This is a genomic window from Streptomyces sp. G7(2002), assembly GCF_028870195.1.
GTDB lineage: Bacteria > Actinomycetota > Actinomycetes > Streptomycetales > Streptomycetaceae > Streptomyces > Streptomyces nigrescens.
Map to the genome: position 1 here is coordinate 1,100,665 of NZ_CP102609.1, position 21,247 is coordinate 1,121,911.

18 protein-coding genes are annotated in these 21,247 nt (G+C 71.6%); 14 read left to right on the forward strand and 4 right to left on the reverse strand.

What is annotated here, in order from left to right; genetic code table 11:
- The 8 genes from NUT86_RS04185 (at position 1) to ppk2 (ending at position 8,192) form a co-directional block, all read left to right on the forward strand.
- On the forward strand, positions 1 to 1,101 hold the full coding sequence (locus NUT86_RS04185; protein WP_229838377.1) for a sugar ABC transporter substrate-binding protein: 1,101 nt from the start codon (positions 1 to 3) through the stop codon (positions 1,099 to 1,101).
- An 11-nt stretch (positions 1,102 to 1,112) separates the two neighbouring features.
- Positions 1,113 to 1,922 carry an ATP-binding cassette domain-containing protein gene (locus tag NUT86_RS04190; RefSeq protein ID WP_093638200.1) on the forward strand — a complete coding sequence of 270 codons (810 nt, stop codon included), beginning with the start codon at positions 1,113 to 1,115 and terminating at the stop codon, positions 1,920 to 1,922.
- Complete coding sequence (locus NUT86_RS04195) at positions 1,919 to 3,187, forward strand: sugar ABC transporter permease (protein WP_159491172.1); 1,269 nt, start codon at positions 1,919 to 1,921, stop codon at positions 3,185 to 3,187. The genes NUT86_RS04190 and NUT86_RS04195 overlap by 4 nt, the downstream gene beginning before the upstream one ends.
- 57 nt (positions 3,188 to 3,244) lie before the next feature.
- On the forward strand, positions 3,245 to 4,429 hold the full coding sequence (locus NUT86_RS04200; protein WP_274733494.1) for a permease: 1,185 nt from the start codon (positions 3,245 to 3,247) through the stop codon (positions 4,427 to 4,429).
- A 109-nt stretch (positions 4,430 to 4,538) separates the two neighbouring features.
- Positions 4,539 to 5,408: a universal stress protein gene (locus NUT86_RS04205; protein ID WP_274733496.1), complete on the forward strand. Its 870-nt coding sequence runs from the start codon at positions 4,539 to 4,541 to the stop codon at positions 5,406 to 5,408.
- A gap of 189 nt (positions 5,409 to 5,597) precedes the next feature.
- Positions 5,598 to 5,897: a dsRBD fold-containing protein gene (locus tag NUT86_RS04210; RefSeq protein ID WP_093638209.1), complete on the forward strand. Its 300-nt coding sequence runs from the start codon at positions 5,598 to 5,600 to the stop codon at positions 5,895 to 5,897.
- Positions 5,898 to 5,955: 58 nt separating this feature from the next.
- On the forward strand, positions 5,956 to 7,302 hold the full coding sequence (locus NUT86_RS04215) for a nicotinate phosphoribosyltransferase (RefSeq protein ID WP_274733499.1): 1,347 nt from the start codon (positions 5,956 to 5,958) through the stop codon (positions 7,300 to 7,302).
- 68 nt (positions 7,303 to 7,370) lie between these two features.
- Positions 7,371 to 8,192 carry a polyphosphate kinase 2 gene (ppk2, locus tag NUT86_RS04220; RefSeq protein ID WP_148588962.1) on the forward strand — a complete coding sequence of 274 codons (822 nt, stop codon included), beginning with the start codon at positions 7,371 to 7,373 and terminating at the stop codon, positions 8,190 to 8,192.
- Positions 8,193 to 8,213: 21 nt separating this feature from the next.
- Here ppk2 and NUT86_RS04225 read toward each other — a convergent pair whose 3' ends face one another.
- Positions 8,214 to 9,089, reverse strand: a complete 876-nt coding sequence (locus NUT86_RS04225) for a universal stress protein (protein WP_148588969.1) — start codon at positions 9,087 to 9,089, stop codon at positions 8,214 to 8,216.
- 220 nt (positions 9,090 to 9,309) lie between these two features.
- Here NUT86_RS04225 and NUT86_RS04230 point away from each other — a divergent pair, with 220 nt between their 5' ends.
- Positions 9,310 to 11,034 (forward strand): sensor histidine kinase, encoded by a 1,725-nt coding sequence (locus NUT86_RS04230; RefSeq protein ID WP_109887635.1) that lies wholly within the window; start codon positions 9,310 to 9,312, stop codon positions 11,032 to 11,034.
- Between the two features lie 33 nt (positions 11,035 to 11,067).
- Here NUT86_RS04230 and NUT86_RS04235 read toward each other — a convergent pair whose 3' ends face one another.
- Positions 11,068 to 11,775, reverse strand: a complete 708-nt coding sequence (locus NUT86_RS04235; RefSeq protein WP_093638476.1) for a response regulator — start codon at positions 11,773 to 11,775, stop codon at positions 11,068 to 11,070.
- Positions 11,776 to 11,973: 198 nt separating this feature from the next.
- Between NUT86_RS04235 and NUT86_RS04240 the strand changes: the two genes are divergently transcribed.
- From NUT86_RS04240 to NUT86_RS04255, 4 genes are all read left to right on the forward strand, one after another.
- On the forward strand, positions 11,974 to 12,549 hold the full coding sequence (locus NUT86_RS04240) for an Rv1733c family protein (RefSeq protein ID WP_229838375.1): 576 nt from the start codon (positions 11,974 to 11,976) through the stop codon (positions 12,547 to 12,549).
- Positions 12,550 to 12,666: 117 nt separating this feature from the next.
- On the forward strand, positions 12,667 to 13,431 hold the full coding sequence (locus NUT86_RS04245; protein ID WP_093638228.1) for an HAD family hydrolase: 765 nt from the start codon (positions 12,667 to 12,669) through the stop codon (positions 13,429 to 13,431).
- Positions 13,428 to 15,830 carry a glycoside hydrolase family 65 protein gene (locus NUT86_RS04250; RefSeq protein WP_262037814.1) on the forward strand — a complete coding sequence of 801 codons (2,403 nt, stop codon included), beginning with the start codon at positions 13,428 to 13,430 and terminating at the stop codon, positions 15,828 to 15,830. The genes NUT86_RS04245 and NUT86_RS04250 overlap by 4 nt, the downstream gene beginning before the upstream one ends.
- 115 nt (positions 15,831 to 15,945) lie before the next feature.
- Positions 15,946 to 16,359 (forward strand): STAS domain-containing protein, encoded by a 414-nt coding sequence (locus tag NUT86_RS04255; RefSeq protein ID WP_274733506.1) that lies wholly within the window; start codon positions 15,946 to 15,948, stop codon positions 16,357 to 16,359.
- Here the strand turns inward: NUT86_RS04255 and NUT86_RS04260 are convergent.
- Positions 16,331 to 18,685, reverse strand: coding sequence for a collagenase (locus NUT86_RS04260; protein ID WP_274733508.1), 2,355 nt, complete (start codon positions 18,683 to 18,685; stop codon positions 16,331 to 16,333). The genes NUT86_RS04255 and NUT86_RS04260 overlap by 29 nt on opposite strands.
- 143 nt (positions 18,686 to 18,828) lie before the next feature.
- Here NUT86_RS04260 and NUT86_RS04265 point away from each other — a divergent pair, with 143 nt between their 5' ends.
- On the forward strand, positions 18,829 to 20,214 hold the full coding sequence (locus tag NUT86_RS04265) for an aminopeptidase P family protein (protein WP_266439638.1): 1,386 nt from the start codon (positions 18,829 to 18,831) through the stop codon (positions 20,212 to 20,214).
- A gap of 12 nt (positions 20,215 to 20,226) precedes the next feature.
- Here NUT86_RS04265 and NUT86_RS04270 read toward each other — a convergent pair whose 3' ends face one another.
- A complete protein-coding gene (locus NUT86_RS04270; RefSeq protein ID WP_148589994.1) occupies positions 20,227 to 20,943 on the reverse strand; it encodes a GntR family transcriptional regulator in 717 nt (238 codons plus the stop codon).
- Between the last annotated feature and the right edge of the window lie 304 nt (positions 20,944 to 21,247).

Here is a 21,247-nt window from a genome sequence, read left to right on the forward strand (position 1 = left end):
GTGAATGCCCGCCTGCGGGGAGCCGCTGCCCTCCTGGCCGGGGTGTGCATGGTGGCCGGCCCGGCCGCCTGCGGAGAGGCCGGCGGAGCACGGGAGTCGAACGGGTCCGCCTCCGGCGGCGCCCCGAAGATCGGTGTGCTGCTCCCGGACAACACCTCGCGCCTCTACCACTTCGACAAGCCCCTGATCGAGAAGAAGATCCATCATCTGTGCCCCGAGTGCACGGTGGAGACCGTCAGCGCCCAGCACGATGTGGCCACCCAGCAGCAGCAGATGGACGCGATGATCACCAAGCAGGTCCAGGTGCTGATCCTGGATGCCGTCGATTCCAAGTCGCTCCGCTCCTCGGTGGAGAGCGCGCGGCGGGCCGGGATCCCGGTCGTCGCCTACGACCGCCTCGTCGAGGGGCCGGTCTCCGCCTATGTCTCCTTCAACGGCGAGACGGTCGGCAGGCTGCAGGGCGAGGCGCTGCTCAAGGCGCTCGGCCCCAAGGCGCGCGACGCCCAGATCGTCATGATGAACGGCGCTTCGACGGACCCCAACTCCGCCTGGTTCAAGCAGGGCGCGCTCGCCGCGCTCAAGGGCAAGGTGAAGATCGCGAAGGCCTACGAGACCGGCGACTGGCGGCCGGAGAACGCGAACCGCAACATGTCCGCCGCCCTCTCGGCCCTCGGCGCGGACCACATCGACGGCGTCTACTCCGCCAACGACGGACTCGCCGCCGGCATCATCGCCGCCCTCCAGGCCGCCAAGGTCGCTCCGCTGCCGCCCATCACCGGCCAGGACGCCGAACTCGCCGCCATTCAACGCCTCGTCAAGGGCGATCAGATCATGACCGTCTACAAGCCCTTCGCGCCCGAGGCCGGCACCGCCGCCGCCATGGCCGTCGCGCTGGGACGCGGCGAGAAGCTCAAAGACATCACGACGCACACGGTCAACAGCCCCACCAACCGGGGCATCCCGGCCGTGCTGCTCACCCCGGTCTCCGTGAACGTGCACAACATCAAGAACACCGTCGTCAAGGACGGTATGTACACGATCGATCAGATCTGCACCCCCAAGTTCGAGTCCGCCTGCAAGAGGGCGGGGCTCCTCAGGTAAGGCAGGTATCCATGGAGTCCGGCGCACCTCTCCGGCGACCGAGGCCGGCGCCGCCCCTGCTGGCGCTGCGCGGCATCTTCAAGCGGTACGGCGCCGTCCAGGCCCTGGCCGATGTCGACCTGGAGATCCGCGCCGGTCAGGTCGTCGCCCTCGTGGGCGACAACGGCGCCGGCAAGTCCACGCTGATCAGGGTGATCGCCGGGGTCGACCCCGCCGATGAGGGCGTGATCGAGTGGGAGGGCCGGCCCGTCCACATCACCCGCCCACACGATGCCCAGGACCTGGGAATCGCCACCGTCTACCAGGACCTCGCGCTGTGCGACAACCTCGACGTGGTCGGCAATCTCTTCCTCGGCCGCGAGATCCACCGGGCCGGCGTCCTCGACGAGGTGGAGATGGAACGCCTCACCCTCGACCTGCTGGACATGCTGGCCATCCGGATGCCCGACGTCCGCCTCCCGGTCGCCTCGCTCTCCGGCGGCCAGCGCCAGACCGTCGCGATCTCCCGCTCGCTCCTCGGCGAACCGCAGCTCGTACTCCTCGACGAGCCCACCGCGTCCCTGGGCATCGAACAGACCGCCCAGGTCCTCGACCTCGTCGACCAGCTGCGGGAGCGCGGTCACGGGGTGCTTCTGATCAGCCACAACATGGGGGACATCAAGGCGGTCGCGGACTGGATAGCCGTCCTGCGGCTCGGCCGCAACAACGGGTTCTTCGATGTGACGACCACGTCCCACGAACAGATCATCTCCTCGATCACCGGAGCCACGGACAACGCCGTGACCCGCCGCAAGACGCCGGAGTGGGAGGTGGAGCCATGAGCCGGACCTGGGCGCTCCGGAAGAACAAGGCAGCCGGCGCCTCGGTGCCCGCTGCCGACCGGCGCCGGCTCGCGCCCGAGTTCGGCACACAGAACCCCCTGGAGCTGCTCAAGCGCAGGTTCCACAGCGGTGAGCTCGGCTCGGTCCCGGTCGCCCTCGGTCTGATCGTGGTGTGGATCATCTTCGAGAGCCTCAACGAGAACTTCCTCTCGCCGCGCAATCTGTCCAACCTGAGCGTGGACATCGTCGGCATCGGCATGATCTCGGTGGGCATCGTCTTCGTGCTGCTGCTGGGCGAGATCGATCTCTCGGTCGGCTCGGTGAGCGGACTGGCCGCGGCCGCGTTCGCGGTGCTGAACGTGAACCACGGTGTGCCGGAGGGGCTCGCGCTGCTGATCGCGGTGCTCGGCGGCACGGCGATCGGAGCCTTCCAGGGCTTCTTCCTCGCCAAGGTCGGGGTACCGGCGTTCGTGGTCACCCTTGCGGGCCTGCTGGGCTGGAACGGCCTGATGCTCTACATCCTGGGCGCCAACGGCACGATCAACATCGACGACAAGGGCCTGCTCGCGATGCTGACCGGCTACTACTTCCACAATGTGGCCGCCGCGTACGGTCTGGCCGCGCTGGGCACCGCCGGGTACTTCCTCGCCTCGTACCACGATGCGCGGCGGCGCCGGGCCGCCGGGGTGCCCGCCCGGCCGCTGAGCGAGATCCTGCTGCGCACGGGCGTGCTGGCGGCGATCGCGATGGCCTCGGCGTTCGTCCTCAACCAGTTCCTGGGGCTCCCCCTGGCCCTGTTGATCTTCCTCGTCGTGCTGGTCGGTCTCGACTACGTACTGCGCCGCACGCGCTACGGACGCATGATCTTCGCGCTGGGCGGCAGCGTCGAGGCCTCCCGCCGCACCGGCCTCAATGTGGACCTGGTCCGCATCTCGGTCTTCATGATGTCCGGAACGATGGCGGCGATCGGCGGTCTGTTCCTGGCCTCGCGCGTCACCTCCGCCAGTCAGACCTCGGGAGCGGGCCTGCTGCTGATGGACGTCATCGCCGCGGCGGTCATCGGCGGCACCAGTCTGTTCGGCGGACGGGGCCGGACCTGGTCGGCCCTGCTCGGTGTCCTGGTGATCCAGTCGATCGCCTCCGGTGTGGCCCTCATGGGCATCCAGACGGCCGTGCAGTTCATGATCACGGGCGGGGTGCTGCTGATCGCCGTGGTCATCGACTCGCTGTCACGGCGGGCTCAACGGGCGCACGGGCGGGTCTGACGCACCGCGGCGGCGGCGGGCGTTTGCGCCGCGGCAGGGCACGGAACACCTCAGCCGATGTCCGCGATCCTGCACGCCCTGTCCCTCGCCGGATCCATGACCTGGGAGATCACCTGGGCGCTGATCCTGGGTTTCGCGCTGTCCGCGATCGTCCAGGCCGTGGTGCGCAAGTCCACCGTGACCGGCCTGCTCGGCGACGACCGTCCCCGCACCCTGGCCATGGCCGCCGCCCTGGGCGCCGCCTCCTCGTCCTGCTCGTACGCCGCGGTCGCGCTGGCCCGGTCCCTGTTCCGCAAGGGCGCGCACTTCACGGCAGCCATGGCGTTCGAGATCGCCTCCACGAACCTGGTGGTCGAACTCGGCGTCATCCTGGCCCTGTTGATGGGGTGGCAGTTCACGGCCGCCGAGTTCACCGGCGGACCGCTGATGATCGTGCTGCTGGCCGTGCTGTTCCGCCTCTTCCTGCGCGACCCGCTGCTGCGCCAGGCCCGTGAGCAGGCCGAACGGGGCCTGGCGGGCGCCATGGAGGGGCATGCCGCGATGGACATGTCCGTACGCCGCGAAGGGTCCTACGCACGGCGGCTGTTCTCCACCGAGGGGTACACCTCGGCCTCGCACGTCTTCGTCATGGAGTGGGCGGCGATCCTCAAGGACCTGGTGATCGGTCTGCTGATCGCCGGTGCCATCGCCGCCTGGGTCCCCGACAGCTTCTGGCGCGCCTTCTTCTTCGACGGGCACCCGCTGGCCGCGAAGTTGTGGGGGCCGCTGATCGGACCGCTGGTGGCGATCGCGTCGTTCGTCTGCTCCGTCGGCAATGTGCCGCTGGCGGTGGTCCTGTGGAAGGGCGGCATCAGCTTCGGCGGGGTGGTCGCCTTCCTCTTCTCCGACCTGCTGATCCTGCCGATCCTGCACATCTACCGGAAGTACTACGGGATCAGGACGGCACTGTTTTTGCTGGTCACCTTCTACGCGGCCATCGTCGTGGCGGGCTATGCGGTCGAATTCGCCTTCGGCGCCCTGGGGCTGATCCCCAGCCAGGCCTCCGCGACGATCCCCATGTCAGGGGTCTCCTGGAACTACACCACCTGGCTCAACATCGCCTTCCTCCTCCTCGCCGCCGCGCTGGTCCACCGGTTCCTGCGCACCGGGGGCCGGACCATGCTCCGCATGATGGGCGGCGCCCCGCCCGGCGGCCCGGGGACATCCACCGCGCAGGACGGCGCCGGGCGCGGGCCGCGCTGACCTGGGCCGGCGGGAAGGGGCCGAGTGGCTCATGCCGGAGCGGACGAGGTCGAGCACCCTTGAGGTGTGGGCGCGAACGCGCCGAGCGCGCCAGGAACGGAGCGAGGCCATGAAGGATGTCATCACCGCCGGTGTGGACGGTACGCCCGAGTCCTTGTCCGCGATCCTGTGGGCGGCCGAGGAAGCACGGCTGCGTCGTGCGCGCCTGCGGCTGCTGCATGCCTGGGTGCTGCTCGCGCCGGAGCCGACGCCCCACCCCACCACCGAACAGGACCAGAACTACTGGCCCCACCGGATGATGGACGAGGCCGCCACGGCGGTCCGCACCCGTTTCCCGGACCTTCCGGTGGACGAGGCCCTGGTGTCCAAGGACCCGCTGGAGGCCCTGCAGGAGGCCGCGGAGCAGTCGGACCTGCTGGTCCTCGGCTCACGGGATCTGGGCCCGGTGTCGCGCTACGCCCTCGGTGAGCTCGGTATGCAACTGGTGGCCCACACCGCCTTCCCCACGGTCCTGGTACGCGCCCGGCAGGACACCACGGCGACCGAGCGGGCCGGCGAGGTAATGGTGGGGCTGAGCCTCCACGGGCCGTGCGAGACGCTGCTCGCCTTCGCCTTCGACAGCGCCGCCCGGCGGGGTGGCACCCTGCGGGCCGTCCACGGCAGGCATCTGCCCGCGTACGCCTACAACCGCGGGGGCGGTGTGGAGCCGATCGCCGCCGAGGAAGCGGCACAGGACGCGCGGCAGGAGCTGGCCACCGCCCTGCAGCCCTGGCGGGAGAAGTACCCGGACGTGCGGGTGGACGACCGGGTGGTGATGGAGAGTCCGGCGCCGGCGCTGCTGCACAGCGCCGCGGACGCGGGACTGTTCATCGTCGGCCGCCGGCGCCGGCACCGGCTGCCGGGGCCCCGGATCGGTCATGTCGTGCAGGCGGTCGTCCACCACGCTCCGTGTCCGGTGGCCGTGGTCCCTCATGAGTGACCGCGCGGCAGCGGGCGCCACGGTCCGTGACGGTCCACGGGCCGCGCCAGGACGCGTCACGGCAGAAGGCGGATGATGACGGTGAGGGCTCATACAGCGGGATCAGCTGCCGACGGCGAGTCGGCCCCCGGTCGCGGCCCGGCCCGCGGCCTCCGGCGGCAGCCCCCGGCAGGAAAGCGGAGGCAAGCCATGGCAAAGACAGTCGAGTGGCCCGTCCGTCTGTACCTCTTCGAGGAGGACGGCACGACCAAGGCACGCGTGGTGCTCCGTACCGGAACCACCACCCTCACCGGGCACGGCACGGCCCGGTGCAGCCCCGAGGACCGGGATGTACCGGAGATCGGCGACGAGATCGCGGCCGGGCGTGCGGTGAAGGATCTCGCCGGGCAGCTGCTGCGGGTGGCCGACAACGACCTCGAAGGTGTCGGTGCCGCGCCGCCCCGGCGGGAGCACCGCGTCGCCTACGGCTGGACGGACGCCATGGCGTGAGCCCGTGCGGGCGGCGGCCACGGCCGGCCGGTGGCCCCGTCCGTGGAAGGAGTCGGCCATGTCGGATGCGACGACCACCGACCTGTACGAAGTCACCATGGCCCTCTCGTATCTGCACGAGGGCATGACGCAACCGGCGACCTTCAGCTGCTTCGTGCGGGCGCTGCCGCCGGAACGGGGGTTCCTGATCGCCGCCGGGGCCGAAACCGTCCTCGATTTCCTCGCCGGCTTCAGGGTCGGACACGAGGATGTCGAGGTGTTCGCCGAGGCGCTGCAGCGGCCGGCGCGGGATCTGGCCCCGCTCCTGGGCATGCGCTTCACCGGCGAGGTCCGGGCGGTGCCGGAGGGGCGGGTGGTGCTGGCGGGTGAGCCGCTGCTGGAGATCACCGCTCCGCTGCCGCAGGCCCAGTTCGTGGAGTCCTTCGTGCTGAACCACCTCACCCACCAGACGGCCATCGCCTCCAAGTGCATCCGCTGTGTGCTCGCCGCGCGGGGCCGCTCCGTCGTGGATTTCTCGCTGCGGCGCACCCATGGCACCGCCGCCGCCCGGCAGGTGGCCCGGCTCGGTGCGATGACCGGTTTCGCGGGCACCAGCAATGTGGCGGCGGCGCACGCCGAGGATCTGACGGCCGTCGGCACGATGGCGCACTCGTACATCGAGGCGTTCGAGGACGAGGAGGCGGCATTCACCGCGTTCGCGCTCTGCCACCCCGGACCGGTGACCTTTCTGGTGGACACCTACGACACCGAGTCGGGTGTCGCGGCGGCGGCCCGGGTGCTCAACGGGCTGGGCCGCGGTGACGGGTCGGCCATCCGGCTGGACAGCGGTGACCTGGCGGAACTGGCCTTCAGGGCCCGCTCGATCCTGGACAACGCGGGGCTGCCGCAGGTGCGGATCGTCGCCAGCGGCGGGCTGGACGAATACGCCGTGCACGACCTGGCGCGCGCGAGAGCACCGATCGACGTCTACGCCGTCGGCACCCGCGTCGGTGTGAGCGCCGATGCCCCCTCCCTGGACTCGGCGTACAAGCTCGTCGCCTACGACGGCCGGCCCGTGATGAAGCTGTCGTCGGCGAAGATGACCGCCCCGGGGCGCAAGCAGGTCTTCCGCCGGCCCGGGTGCCTCGATGTGGTCGGCCTGGCCGACGAGCCGCTCCCGGAGGGCAGCACCCCGCTGCTGGAGACGCTGATGCGCGGGGGCGTGCGCAGCACACCGCGCGGCCGGCTGCCGGAGGCCCGGCAGCGGGTCGTGGCGGATGTCGCGGAGCTGCCCGCGACGGCCCGGCACATCCGGTCGCCGCAGGCGGTGCACCCCAGGGTGTCGAAGCGGCTCGCCGCCCTGACCGACCGGGTCCGGCGGCGGATCGAGCGCGAGGTCCTGGCCCCCTTCGGCTCGCATGCCTGAGGCGGGAGGCCCGGCCGCATGCCTCAAGCCGGGAGGCCGGGCCGGGCATTTCTCCGTACCGTCGTCGTATGGCGGAGAAACAGGGCGGCAACGGCCCCGCGAAGCTGCCGCGGTCACTGTACGAGCGGGAGCTGTACCGGCTGCAGACGGAGCTGGTGAAGCTCCAGGAGTGGGTGCGGACCGAGGGCGCCCGGCTGGTGGTGGTCTTCGAGGGGCGTGACGCGGCCGGCAAGGGAAGCACGATCAAACGCGTCACCGAGAACCTCAACCCCCGGGTGGCGCGGATCGTGGCGCTGCCCCGGCCCACCGAGCGGGAGCGCACCCAGTGGTACTTCCAGCGCTATACGGAGCACCTGCCCGCGGCGGGCGAGATGGTGCTGTTCGACCGTAGTTGGTACAACCGGGCCGGTGTCGAGCGGGTCATGGGGTTCTGCACTCCGGCGGAGCACCAGCGGTTTCTGCGGCAGTGCCCGGTCTTCGAGCGGATGCTGGTGGAGGACGGGATCCTGCTGCGCAAATACTGGTTCTCGGTGAGTGACGAGATTCAGGAGCGGCGGTTCCGGCGCCGGCTGGAGGACCCGACGCGGCGCTGGAAGCTCTCCCCCATGGACCTCGAATCACTGACCCGCTGGGAGGAGTACTCGCGGGCCAAGGACGAGATGTTCGTCCACACGGACATCGCGGAGTCACCGTGGTACGTCGTCGAGAGCGACGACAAACGCCGGGCCCGGCTGAACATGATCGCCCATCTGCTGTCGACGCTGCCCTACCGCGACATCGCCCCGCCGTCGCTCGACATCCCGCCGCGGCCCCCGGCCACCGGCTATCAGCGGCCGCCCCGGGACCTGCAGACCTATGTGCCCGATCACGCGGCCGGGCTGGAGCGGTGACAGCAGGACGGCAGCGCCGTTTCAGTCATGATGCGGCACCACCGCCACGGGGCAGGTGGCATGGCAGAGCGCGGTGTGCGCCACCCGTCCGAGCTGGAGGCCGAAGTGGCCCTGGCGGTGCTGCGCTCCGGTCACCAGCAGATCCGCGGCGGCGGTGCGGTGCACCAGGACCTTGTGGGCCGGCCCCTCGACCGTGACCCGCCGTACCCGCACCGCCGGATGCGCGCCGGACACCTCGTCCAGCGCCTCGTCCAGCAGCGCCGAGGCCTGCTTCTCGTGGTAGCGCCGGGCGTCCGCGGCGAGCAGCGGGGCCTCGGTCGCATCGCGTACCGGCAGGGGCCAGGCGCAGACCGCTTCCAGCATGCAGTGGCGGGCCTCGGCCTCACGGAAGGCGAAGCGGACGGCCGTCGTCTCCTTGGCCGGGTCGGCGACACCGAGGAGGATGCGCTCATGCGTGCCCGCCAGTCCGGCCGAGTCACCACGCACCACGATGACCGGGCACCGGGCGCGGGCCGCCACCGCCAGGCTGACCGACCCCAGCAGCAGACCGGCGATTTCGCCGCGTCCCCGTGACCCCAGGATCAGCGCCGTCGCATGGAGTCCCTCGTTCAGCAGGGCGGTGATCGCGTCGCTGGCGAGCACCTCCCCCGAGACCTTGACGTCCGCCTGCCGGCGGCGGGCGACCTCCGCGGCGGATGCGACGACGGACTCCGCGAGCACCTGCTCGCTGGGGCGTCCGCCGCCCTCCTCCGGCACCGCGCCCTCGTAACGCTCCCATCGGGAGGCGTAGACGACCCGCAGCGGAAGGCCGTGGCGCGCCGCTTCGTCCGCTGCCCAGTCGAGCGCCCGGAAGGCGGAATCCGATCCATCGGTCCCCACGACCAGCGGATGCTCCATCGCCCCCACGTCCTTCCTCGCATCGGCGCGGAATGTCCCTACTGCCACCGTCGCACCGTGTCCGGGGGGTGCGCAGGTCCGGACGGACACCGGGCCGTGGGCCGCCCGGACCTCTTTGTCGCGGCGGCGGGCCCGCGCCGCCGGGACAAGCCCCGGCAGGGCTCCGCGGCTACCGTGGAGGTACGGCCCCGCCCTCGCGAGGGGCCATCCAGCGGAGGCCATGGTGGGCGACCACGGAAGCGGCCGGCGCGATACCGCCCGGCGCAGGCTCGATGCGCTGCCGGACGAGCTGCAACAACGCCTCGACGCCCTGCGGCAGGGCCCCGGCGACCCGGCGAACCTGCTGCTGGAGGCGGTGCTGTCGGTGGGCCGGGGGCTGGATCTGCCGCAGGTGCTGCGCCGCATCGTGGAAGCGGCGGTGGTGCTCGTGGACGCCGAGTACGGGGCGCTGGGCGTGGTCTCCGAGGGCACCCGGCTGTCCCAGTTCCTGCCGGTCGGGGTCACCGAGGAACAACAGGAGGAGATCGGCCGGCTGCCCGAAGGGCACGGCATCCTGGGTGAGCTGATCCGTCACCCCCGGCCGCTGCGGCTCCCGGAGCTGTCCCGGCACCCGTCGTCGTACGGCTTTCCACCGCACCACCCGCCCATGCGCTCCTTCCTCGGGGTGCCCATCCGGGTCCGCGACGAGGTGTTCGGGAATCTCTATCTCACCGAGAAGCGGGGCGGCGGCGCCTTCGACGCCGAGGACGAGACCGTGCTCTCGACGCTCGCGGTGGCGGCGGGCATCGCCATCGAGAACGCGCGGCTGTACGAGGAGGCCCGCTACCGGCAGCGGTGGCAGGAGGCCAACGGTGCGATCGTCGCCAGCCTGCTGCTGCCGGAGGCGGACGAGAGGGCGGCCCTGGGCCTGATCGTGGACCAGGCGCGGGAGATTCTCACCGCGGACCTCGGGGTGATCGCGGTCCCCGAACCGGACGGCACGGCGCTGCATGTCGCGCTGGCGTCCGGGGTCGACGCCGAGGCGCACCGCGGGCTGCTCCTGCCCCTGCAGGGATCGTTCATGGGGGCGGCGCTCGACCTGCGGGAGCCGCTGATCAGCACCGATGTCGAGCGGGACCCGCGGATCACCACGGGGCCGCCGCGCTGGATGGGGCTGGGGCCCGCGGTCGCCGTGCCGATGATCACCGGTGGCCGGCCTCGTGGGGTGCTGCTGGTGGCGCGGGTGCGGGAGCGGGCGCCGTTCACCGAGCTGGAGACCGGGCCGCTGCTGACCTTCGCGGGTCAGGCGGCCCTCGCCATGGAACTGGCCGATCAGCGCCGGTCCGCCGAGCATCTCACGCTCCTTCAGGACCGCGACCGGATCGCTCGTGACTTGCACGATCTGGCGATCCAGCGGCTCTTCGCGACGGGGATGACGCTGCAGAGCGCGGTCCGTTTCGTGGACCATCCGGAGGCGAGCGAGCGGCTGCTGCGCGCGGTGGACGACCTGGACGAGACGATCAAGATCATCAGGTCCACCATCTTCGGGCTCCGCACCCATACCTCGGGCCGGGCCAGCCACGGGCTGCGGGTCCGCACCGTCGCGGCGGTGGAGCAGGCCGCCCGCGCCCTGGGCTTCACCCCGTCGCTCCGCATGCAGGGGCTCATCGACACCGATGTGCCGGCCGAGCTCGCGGAACATGTGGTGGCGGTGCTGGGCGAGGCGCTGAGCAATGCCGCGCGCCATGCGCACGCCACCGCGGTCGAGGTCTCGCTGGCCGTGGGCGGCGGCGCCCTGAGCCTGAGCATCACGGACAACGGGGTGGGTCTGCCGCGCAACGGCCGGCGGAGCGGGCTGAGCAATCTCGCCAAGCGGGCGGAGAGCGTGGGCGGCGAGATGACGCTGGAGACTCCGGCGCAGGGTGGCACCCGCCTGCTGTGGCAGGCGCCGCTCCCGTCGTCCTGAGCGCTCCCGTCGTCCTGAGCCGCTCGCCGGGGGTCAGGACCGGTACGGTCCGGCGTCGCCGGCGGACGGCGGCGGTCCCTGGGCGGCGAGGACGGCCGCCTGGATACGGCGTTCCACCCCGAGCTTGGCCAACAGACGCGAGATGTGGTTCTTGACCGTCTTCTCGGAGAGGTAGAGCCGGCGCCCGATCTGACGGTTCGTCAATCCTTCGCCGATCAGCCCGAGTACCTCCCGCTCCCGCGGCGACAGCCCGGACAGCGCGTCCGCCGCGGGCGCCGCGCCGGCGTCCACGCCCCGCAGGCTGTGCATCAGCCGCGCGGTGGTCGCCGGGTCCAGCATCGATCGGCCGGCGGCGACCGTGCGGACGGCGGCGACCAGATCGGACCCCTTGATCTCCTTCAGGACGTAGCCCGCCGCGCCCGCCATGATCGCGTCGAGCAGCGCATCGTCGTCGTCGAACGAGGTGAGCATCAGACAGGCGAGGTGGGGCAGCCGCGACCGCAACTCCCGGCAGACACTGATCCCGTCGCCGTCGGGCAGCCGCACATCGAGCACGGCGACATCCGGCCCGAGCGCCGGGCCGCGGGCCAGCGCGCGATCGGCGGTGCCGGCGTCGCCGACCACCTCGATATCGGGTTCCGCGTCGAGCAGGTCCCGCACACCACGGCGCACCACTTCATGGTCGTCGAGCAGGAACACACGGATCGGCCGCTGCGGTGAGAACTCGCGTACGTCGCCCATGACGTCCTCCACGCTCTCCGTCGTCCGTGCGGGCGGTGCTTCTCATCGTCGCCCTGCCCCGGTGGGCACACCAGGGCCGAACGGGGCCGCCGCCCGCGCGGGACCGGCCCCGACCGGCCCCCCGCGAGGGCCGTTCGGCCCCTCCTGCCGGCTTCGCCCGCGTGCGACGGTCGGGTGCACAGGCGCAGGGGGTGCGAAATGGCTCGCAGCGAGTTCCTCCGGCCGTGGCGGCCCAGCCCGCTCCGACGGCGTTCGGATGTGGCGGAGGCATGGCTGGTGCTGGTGACCGCCGCGCTGATCGCGCTGGGCGCTCCGGCCGCCGGACTGGCCGCCGCACAGGCGGTGGACGCCGGCACCACTCAGGAACGGCAGGGCCGGCACACCATTTCGGCCGTACTGACCCAGAACCCGCCGCCCCGGATCGGGGTGGATGTCTCCGGCGGCGTCGGCACCCGGGTCCATGCGACGGTGCGCTGGACGGCCGCCGACGGCTCGGCCAAGACGGGCGTCACGACGGTGTCGCCGGGGCTGCGGGCCGGGGACCGTACGACCGTCTGGCTCGACCGGCACGGGGCGCTGGTGCGCAACCCCGTCAGCCCCCGGCAGACAACGGGCGAGAGCATCGCGGTCGGCACCGTGGCCGGCACCTCGGCCGGGCTGCTGCTCCTCGGCGCCCAGCGCACCGGCCGCGCCCTGCTCAACCGCCACCGCTACGCGCAGTGGGAACGGGAGTGGGCGGCGGAAGACCCCCGGTGGGGGCAGCAGGCGGCGTGAAGCGGGGTGCTGCCGCCGGGCCGCGGCCCGGTGCGGGTGCCCGGTCGTCCGTGCGGCGCGCCCCCGGCCCGCAGCCGTGGTGCCATGGAAGGGACACCGACGAACGGAACCGTCACCATGACCGGCGCGCCGTCCCTGGCAGCGTGCCTGCACTCCCTGCGGGCCGTCATCTTCGACACCGACGGGGTCATCACCGACTCCGCCCCGGTGCACGCCGCGGCCTGGAAGGGCGCCTTCGACGCCTGCCTCGCGGCCGTGGGCGGGCAGCGCCCCTTCGACCCGGTGGACGACTATCTGCGCTATGTCGACGGCCGGGCCCGGCAGGACGGGGCCGCCGCCTTCCTGCGCTCCCGGGGGCTCGACCTGCCGCCCGGCGAGCCGGACGACGCGCCGGGCACGGACACCGTGTGCGCCGTCGCGGCCCGCAAGGAAGAGCTGTTCAGCGAGAGTCTGCGGGCCCGGCCCATCGCCACCTGGCCCGGCACCGTGCGCCTGCTGCACGCACTGCGGCACCACGGGGTGCCGTGTGCCGCCGTCTCGGCATCGCGCCATGCGACCGAGCTGCTGTCCGCGGCCGAGGTGTACCCGCTGTTCGGGGCCGTGGTGGACGGCAACGAGGCGAACCGGCTGCGGCTGCCCGGGAAACCGGACCCGGCGCTCTTCGTGGAAGCGGCCCGGCGGCTCGGTGTCCCGCCCCGGGATGCCGCCGTGGTGGAGGACGCCCTGGCCGGGGTCGAGGCCGGACGCCGTGGTGGATTCGGCCTGGTGGTGGGCGTGGACCGGACGGCCGGCCCGTACAGCGCCACCGCACTGCGCCGCCGCGGCGCCGATGTGGTCGTGACCGACCCGGGCGAGCTGCTGAGGTCCGGGGAGGGCGGATGACCCACGCCTGGACCTGGTCGTACGAGGGGTACGACCCGGACACGGAACGACTGCGCGAAACCCTGTGCACCCTCGGCAACGGCTACTTCGCCACCCGCGGCGCGGCCTGCGAGGTGCTCTCCGGGCCCGCGCACTATCCGGGCACCTACGCCGCCGGCTGCTACAACCGGCTGCTGTCCACCGTGGCGGGCCGCCCCGTCGAGAACGAGGACATGGTCAACCTGCCCAACTGGCTGCCGCTGCGCTACCGGATCTGCCCCGCCGACGCGGCCCCCGGCCCCTGGCTCTCCCCCGACCACGCGCACCTGACGGAGCACCGGCAGACGCTGGACCTGCGGCACGGCACCCTGACCCGCTGGTCGGTCTACGAGGACGAGGCCGGACGGCGGCTGACCGTGGAGCAGTGCCGTCTGGTGCACATGGGCGAGCCTCATCTGGCGGCGCTGCGCACCTGTTTCGCGTCCCACGGGTGGACCGGCGCGGTGGAGGTGGAGGCCGGGATCGACGGTGCGGTCCGCAATGCCGGCGTCGCACGCTACCGGGGTCTGGCGGACCAGCATCTGACGGGATGGGAGACCGGCACCGGGCAGCCGGACACGGTGTGGCTGAGCTGCCGCACCCTCGACTCGGACATCCGGATCGCGCTGGCCGCCCGGACCCGCGTCCCCGGCGGCCACGGCGGAGTGCCGCGGCCGCAGCTGACCGCACTGCGGGCGTTCCACACGCTGATACTGCCGCTCACCCCCGACTCCCCCGCGGTCGTCGACAAAACGGTGGCGCTGTACACCTCCCGCGACCCGGCGATCGAGAGCCCGCTGCACACGGCCGTGGACGCGGTGGCCCTCGCCCCGCACTTCCGGCAGCTGCGGGCGGCACACCGCCGCGCCTGGGAGAACCTGTGGCGGCAGGCCAAGCTGGAGGTCCCCGGAGAGTCGGGCCGCATCCTGCGGCTGCACCTCTTCCATGTGCTGCAGACCCTCTCGCCCCACACCGCCGAGCTGGACGTCGGGGTGCCGGCCCGGGGCCTGCACGGCGAGGCGTACCGCGGGCACGTCTTCTGGGACGAGCTGTTCGTCCTGCCGTTCCTGAACCTGCACCTCCCGCAGGTCTCCCGGGCCCTGCTCGACTACCGCTACCGGCGGCTGCCCGCCGCCTGCCACGCGGCGCGGGAGGCGGGACGCACCGGGGCGATGTACCCGTGGCAGAGCGCGGGCGACGGCCGCGAGGAGACCCAGCAGCTCCATCTCAACCCGCGCTCGGGGCGCTGGCTGCCCGATCACACCCGCCTTCAGCACCACGTCGGGTCGGCGATCGCCTACAACGTGTGGCAGTACGGACAGGCCAGCGGCGACACGGAGTTCCTGCACACGAGGGGCGCGGAGATGCTGCTGGAGATCGCCCGCTTCTGGGCCGCGGCCGCGGACTGGGACCCCGCCCTCGGCCGCTACCGCATCCGTGGGGTGGTCGGTCCCGACGAGTACCACGACGGCTATCCGGGAGCCGCCGAACCGGGGGTGGACGACAACGCCTACACCAATGTCACGGCGGCCTGGGTGCTGATGCGCGCGCTCGATCTGTGCCGCACGCTGCCCGAGCCCCATCAGCGGCAGCTCTTCGAACAGCTCCGGCTCTCCCCGGAGGAGCCCGAGCGCTGGGACGACATCGCGCACCGGCTCCATGTGCCCTACCACCGCGGGGTGATCAGCCAGTTCGCCGGGTACGGGGACCTCGCCGAGCTCGACTGGCACGGATACCGGCAGCGGTACGGCGACATCCGCCGGCTGGACCGGATCCTGGAGGCGGAGGGCGACACGGTCAACCACTACCAGGCCTCGAAGCAGGCAGATGTCCTGATGCTGGGCTATCTCTTCTCACCGTCGGAGCTCGCCGCGGTGTTCCGCGGGCTCGGCTACCCCCTCGACGAGGACACCTGGCACGCCACCGTCGACTACTACCTGCACCGCACCAGCCACGGTTCGACGCTCAGCGCCCTGGTGCACGCCTGGGTCCTGGCCCGGGTACACCGCCCCGACGCCTGGACGTACTGCGAGGAGGCGCTGACCGGGGACGTGGCGGACGTCCAGGGCGGTACCACCGCGGAGGGCATCCACCTGGGCGCGATGGCCGGCACCCTGGACTTCGTCCAGCGCGGGATGACCGGTCTGGAAACCCGCGACCAGGCACTCTGGCTCGATCCGGCACCGCTGCGCGAGCTGTCGAAGTTCGGGGTGCGCATCCGCTACCGGCGCCACTGGGACATCGATCTGCGCATCCGTGCCGAGCAGGTCCGGATCGCCGTCCCGGCCTCCGAGAACGCCGTGGTACGGGTGAATCTGCGCGACCGCTCGTTCGCCCTCGCCCCCGGTACGTCCCGGCGGCTGGACCTTCCCGGGGAATGAGGGGGCCGAAGGGCCCTATCGTGCATGGCCCGCACGGCCCTCCTGCCCGGCGCGCCCGCCACCTTTGATGGTGACAGCGGCCCGGAGGCCGGAATCGTGCGGACAGGTGAGACCCATGCGGTGGCAGGCGACGACCCCTCGGCGCGGGCGCCCCATGGGCGCGCCGACCGTCGTCCAGCTCTCCGGAGAGCTGGACTTCCCCAGCGCGGCGCGCACGAACAGCCGCCTCGATCCCGTGACGGCCGGGAACCGTCCGCACACGGTCCTCGACCTGAGACGGGTGGACTTCCTCGACTGCGGCGGTATCGGGGTCCTGTGCCGCGCCCGCCGCCGCACCCGCGCACACGGCGGCCGGCTGTCCCTGGTGATCACCGACCCCCGTTTCCTGCGCATTCTGGACGCCGTCGGCCTCACCGGCACGTTCGACATCCTCGACGCCCCGCCGGACACGGCCCGTCTGCCGGACGACGGGCCGTGCACCACGGGATGTGACGGGTCCGTCACCGCCGCAGCGGCCCCTCGCAGCTGAAGTCCGAGGTACCGGCCTTGCCCGTGGACCAGATCTCGGTGGGGCCGAAGGAGCAGTTCATATCGGCGAAGTTGTTCGCCGCGGGCTTGGCACGGTCGAGGAGGAAGTAGTCGACCGTCTCGGCCATGTCCTTGAAGACCTGGTCGGGGCTGCCGGAGTTGCTGAGGTTGGCGGTGATCCGGCCGGTGCAGACGAACCGGCCGTAGCTCGGGTCACCGCCGTCCTTGCAGGTGGGCCTGCTGGCGGTGGCGGCCGTGATGGCGCTCTGGACGTCGGCGGGGGTGGACAGCTTCAGGGAGCCGTTGGGGACGAACGTCGTGTTCGGTACGAACAGGTCGTCGACGATGGCGATCTGGGCGTCGAGGAAGGCGTCGTACTGCTGCTGGAGCCCCGCGTCGGACCCCATCCGGTTGCGCCAGGAGTCGAACGCGGCCGGGTCGTCGGCGCGCAGGTGGCGGTACATCTCCTGGAGCTTCGCCGGGTGGTCGCGCCACAGGAACTCGAAGAACGTCCCGGCGTAGTTGTAGAAGCGGAAGCCGTCGCCGTCGTAGGTCGCGTGGAGCAGCTGGTTGACGCTCATGCGCGGTCCGCCGCCTGCGGTGTCCGCGATGATGCCCTTGACGAGGGACCGGCGTACGGCGATCCCGTTGTCACGGGTCGAGCCGTCGAAGAATTCCGCGCTGCCCTCGTCCATGGCGGTGGTGCGGTCGCCCTGGTACCAGGAGCCTTCGCCGAAGAAGCCGGGGACGGCGAAGCGGCCGTTGAGGTAATGGACGTACTCGTGCCGGAAGAGTTCTTCGAGGGTGAGGGTGGAGTCCTGGGGGACGCGGCGCTGGTAGGTGTAGAAGGTGGCGCCGCGCTCGATGTAGACGCCGCCGTTGTTGGTGCCCATGCCGGTGAGCAGCGGGTGGTAGTTCTCGTAGTCGGCGCGCGAGGCGTACAGGACGATGTTCAGGGTGGTGTTGGGGTCGCCGGCGAGCGGCTCGACGGTGCCGACCACCCGGTGGAACTGCGCCCTGACCTGCTTGGACGCGTAGTAGAGCTGGTCGACGGTGGCGCGGCTGAGGGCGGTGCGGACCTTGATGGCGCCCTTGTCGTAGGAGTAGGTGTGCGGGAAGATCCGCTTCTCGATGTCCGCCTTGCACACCCCGTACGGTGCACAGGCCTCGAAGTAGTTGAGCCAGGTGGCGACCTTGGCCCAGGGCTCGCTGCCCTCACCGTAGTTCCGCACGGTGGTTGCCAGCAGGGCGCCGAGGTCGGTGATGATGCCCTGCTTGAGGGCGGCGATCTCACCGAAGCGGCCGTACTCCAGGAGGGCGTCGCGGATGACCCAGGCGTTGGGCGTGCCCTTGAGGTGGGTGTATCCCACGAAGGCCTTGAAGGCGGCGCGGTAGCCGGTGTCGGTGGTGACCGCGGTCTGGAAGGCGGTGTCCTTGTTGCCGGGGTAGACGCCCAGGTAGTTGACGGAGAGCGCGGCGAGGGCGGCGTTCCCCCATGACGTGTCCTTGTGAGTGGCGGTGTGGGACGCGTCCATGGTCGCCAGGACCTTGCGGATCAGGCCGAGTTGATGCTGGCGCAGCCCGGGGGCGCTGGCGGCGTACATGGCCTCGCGCAGGGTGTCGGCGTTGGCCCGGGTGACGTCGAAGGTGCGGGCCGCGGTGCCGAAGGCGTCGACGGCACGGCGGATGGCATCGACGGTGGGGCCGTCGGTGATGTCGATCTCATCGTGCGAGAAGTCCTGGTATGCCACCGCGTGCAGGTACGTGAACATCTCGTACAGATGGCTGGTGTTCTTGCCGTCGTGGGCGGCGGCCAGACCGGTGATACGACGGGCCACGGCCTGGACATGGGCGTCGGACATGACGGGGACGAGCCGGGCGTCCCATGTCCAGACGAGCTTGCGCAGACAGTCGTCCGCGGTGACGGCCGGGTCGGCGAGGAAGTCGGCGAACTGCTCGGGACTCAGCCCCGTGATGCCGTCGAGGGTGCAGGGGGCGACGGTGGGTCTGGGGTGGTTCGGCGCGGTGGAGGGTCTGGTCTGCGGGCCCGGTATCCGGCCCCGCTCGGTGACGGAGCGGGGGGCCGGCGCCGACGCCGAGGTGAACTTCGGTGCCGTGGCGAGGCGTTGGACCTGGTCGAAGGGGTTGGTGGTGGGAGCCGCGGCCCGGTAACCGGGCTGCTGCGCCCCGGCCCGCTGCGCGGGAGTGGCCGACGTGTGGGGCGCTGCGTGGGCCGCCTGGACGGCCGGCAGGGCGAGGGGGGTGGCAAGGGTGGTGACGAGGGTCGCGGCCAGCAGAAGCCTGCGCGGCGTACGCGGATGTGACACCTGAACCTCCGGGAGGGGGTGGGGGGTTGATGAGGGGGGTGTGAGGGGGATTGGCCTTCACTCCACGAGGTGTGACCTATAACATAGTAATGTGAAATTGCACTGACAAGGCTTCAGAACCCTTCTTTCCCGGAGGCGTCGACATGACCTCGCGCACCGCACCGCTCCACACCGGGAGCCATGACCTGCCGGTGTCGGACGCCCTCGCCGACTTCATGACCGGCCAGTGGGCCGCCACCCCGCTCCCCGACGACTCCCGCGTCCCCGGCTTCGCGCTCTTCGCCGGCCGCCGGGACCGGCTCGCCGCCCGCTTCCCCGGCGAACGACTGCTCGTCCCCGCGGGCGAGTTGACGGTCCGCTCCCACGACTGCGATCACCGCTTCCGTCCGCACAGTGCCTATGCCTGGCTGACCGGCCTGACGGGCGAGGACCAGCCGGGACATGTGCTGGTGCTGGAGCCGGACGGCGAGGCGGTGCTGTACCTACGGCCGCGCTCACCGCGGGATGGTGGCGGGGAGTTCTACCGGGACCGCAAATACGGCGAGTTCTGGGTGGGCCGCCGCCCCGATCTGGCCGAGGCCGGGCGGCTCACCGGCATCCGCTGTGCCCACCTGGACGACCTGGTGCGCCACGAGGCCGGCCGGGACGCCTCCCGCGATCCCGAACTCGCCTGCGCACTCAGCGAGTTGCGGCTGGTGAAGGATCCCTGGGAAGTCGGGCAGCTGCAGCAGGCCGTCGATCACACCGTCACCGGTTTCGAGGATGTCGTACGGTCCCTCCCCACCGCGCTGCGCCACCCACGCGGGGAACGCTGGATCGAGGGGGTCTTCCAGCTGCGCGCCCGCGCCGAGGGCAACGGCACGGGGTACGAGACCATCGCCGCGGCCGGCGCCCACGCCTGCGTACTCCACTGGATCCGCAACGACGGCCCGCTCGACCCGGACCAGTTGCTGCTGCTCGACGCCGGCGTGGAGACCGACTCGCTGTACACCGCGGACCTCACCCGGACCCTGCCGCTGTCCGGACGCTTCTCCCCCGTCCAGCGCCGGGTGTACGAGCTGGTGCTCGCCGCGCAGGACGCGGGCATTGCCGCCCTCAAGCCGGGGGCGAGCTTCCGCGACTTCCACCGGGCCTGTTCGGGCGTCCTGGCCGAGGGCCTGGCCGACTGGGGCGTGCTGCCCGTCCCCGCGACCGAGGCACTCGCCCCCGACAGCGGTCTGTACCGGCGTTACACGCTGTGCAGTTCGGGACATATGCTCGGGCTCGATGTACATGACTGCGGCCGGGCCCGAGCCGAGCAGTATCTGGACGGCGTCCTGACGGAGGGCCAGGTGCTCACGGTCGAACCGGGGCTCTACCTCCAGCCCGATGACGAGACCCTGCCGCGGGAACTGCGCGGTATCGGTATCCGTATCGAGGACGATCTGGTGATCACGGCGGACGGGGCACGGCTGATGTCCTCGGCGCTGCCCCGCACCGCCGACGGCGTGGAGGAGTGGATGGACGGCCTCCTCGCCGGAGGGGCGTGAGCCAACGGCCCCTCAGGATCGGCGCATGGCCGCTCCGCGCCGGGGCCGCGGAAACAGCGGCTCGTCCCGGCCTTCGGCCCACAGTGAGCGGACATGGCCGAGGTGGCGAGCCATACAGGACTCAGCCGCCTCGGCGTCGCCCGTCAGCATCACGTCGAGCAGTTCCACATGCTCCTCGGCGGAGGGCAGCAGCTGGTTGCGCTCGTCGAGACGGGTGAGGCCATAGAGACGGGAGCGCTTGCGCAGCTCGCCGACGGTCTCGACGAGGCGGTCATTGCCGCTGAGGCCGAGCAGTTCGAGGTGGAAGCGGCGGTCGGCCTCCAGATAGCCGATGAGGTCATGCGCCCGGGCCGCCGCGACGATCTCCAGCGCGGCCGGGCGGAGGGCCTCCAGCTGGGCCCGGTCGGCGGTGCGGGTGACCTGACCGACGACCGGCACCTCGATCAGGGCCCGGATCTCGGTGTACTGGTCGAGGTCGCGCTCGCTCACCTCGGTGATCCGGAAGCCCTTGTTGCGGACCGGTTCGACCAGCCCCTCCCGGGCCAGGTCGAGCATCGCCTCGCGCACCGGGGTGGCGGAGACCCCGAAGTCCGCGGCGAGGCCCGGGGCCGAGTAGACCGATCCCGGGCGGAGTTCCCCCGCGATCAGGGCCGCGCGCAGCTGATGGGCGACCTGATCGCGGAGTCGCTCCTGCGCCGTGATCAGGCTGCGATGCTTGAGTTCACCCATCGTGGTCCTCCGAGTTGGCGCGGAGTGCCAGCGTACAATGTCACGTTGCGCCAACTGCCTGGTGGGAGCTGCCCGGACCATCGCCGTCACGCACTCTGCCGGGGCCGGGGGAAGGGAAATGTCCACGGCCAGTCGAGTTGGCTCCCTTTATGTGTTCCAGGAGTGGCAGTTGACCCCCTATTCCCTCGCGTTCTACCTGAATGTCGTCACCAGCGGAACGGTGCTCGGTGCACAGCCGGCAGACACCCCTGAAGAAGTGGACTGGCGCACGTCCCGCCAGTGGTCGTGACGCGCGCCCGGCGCG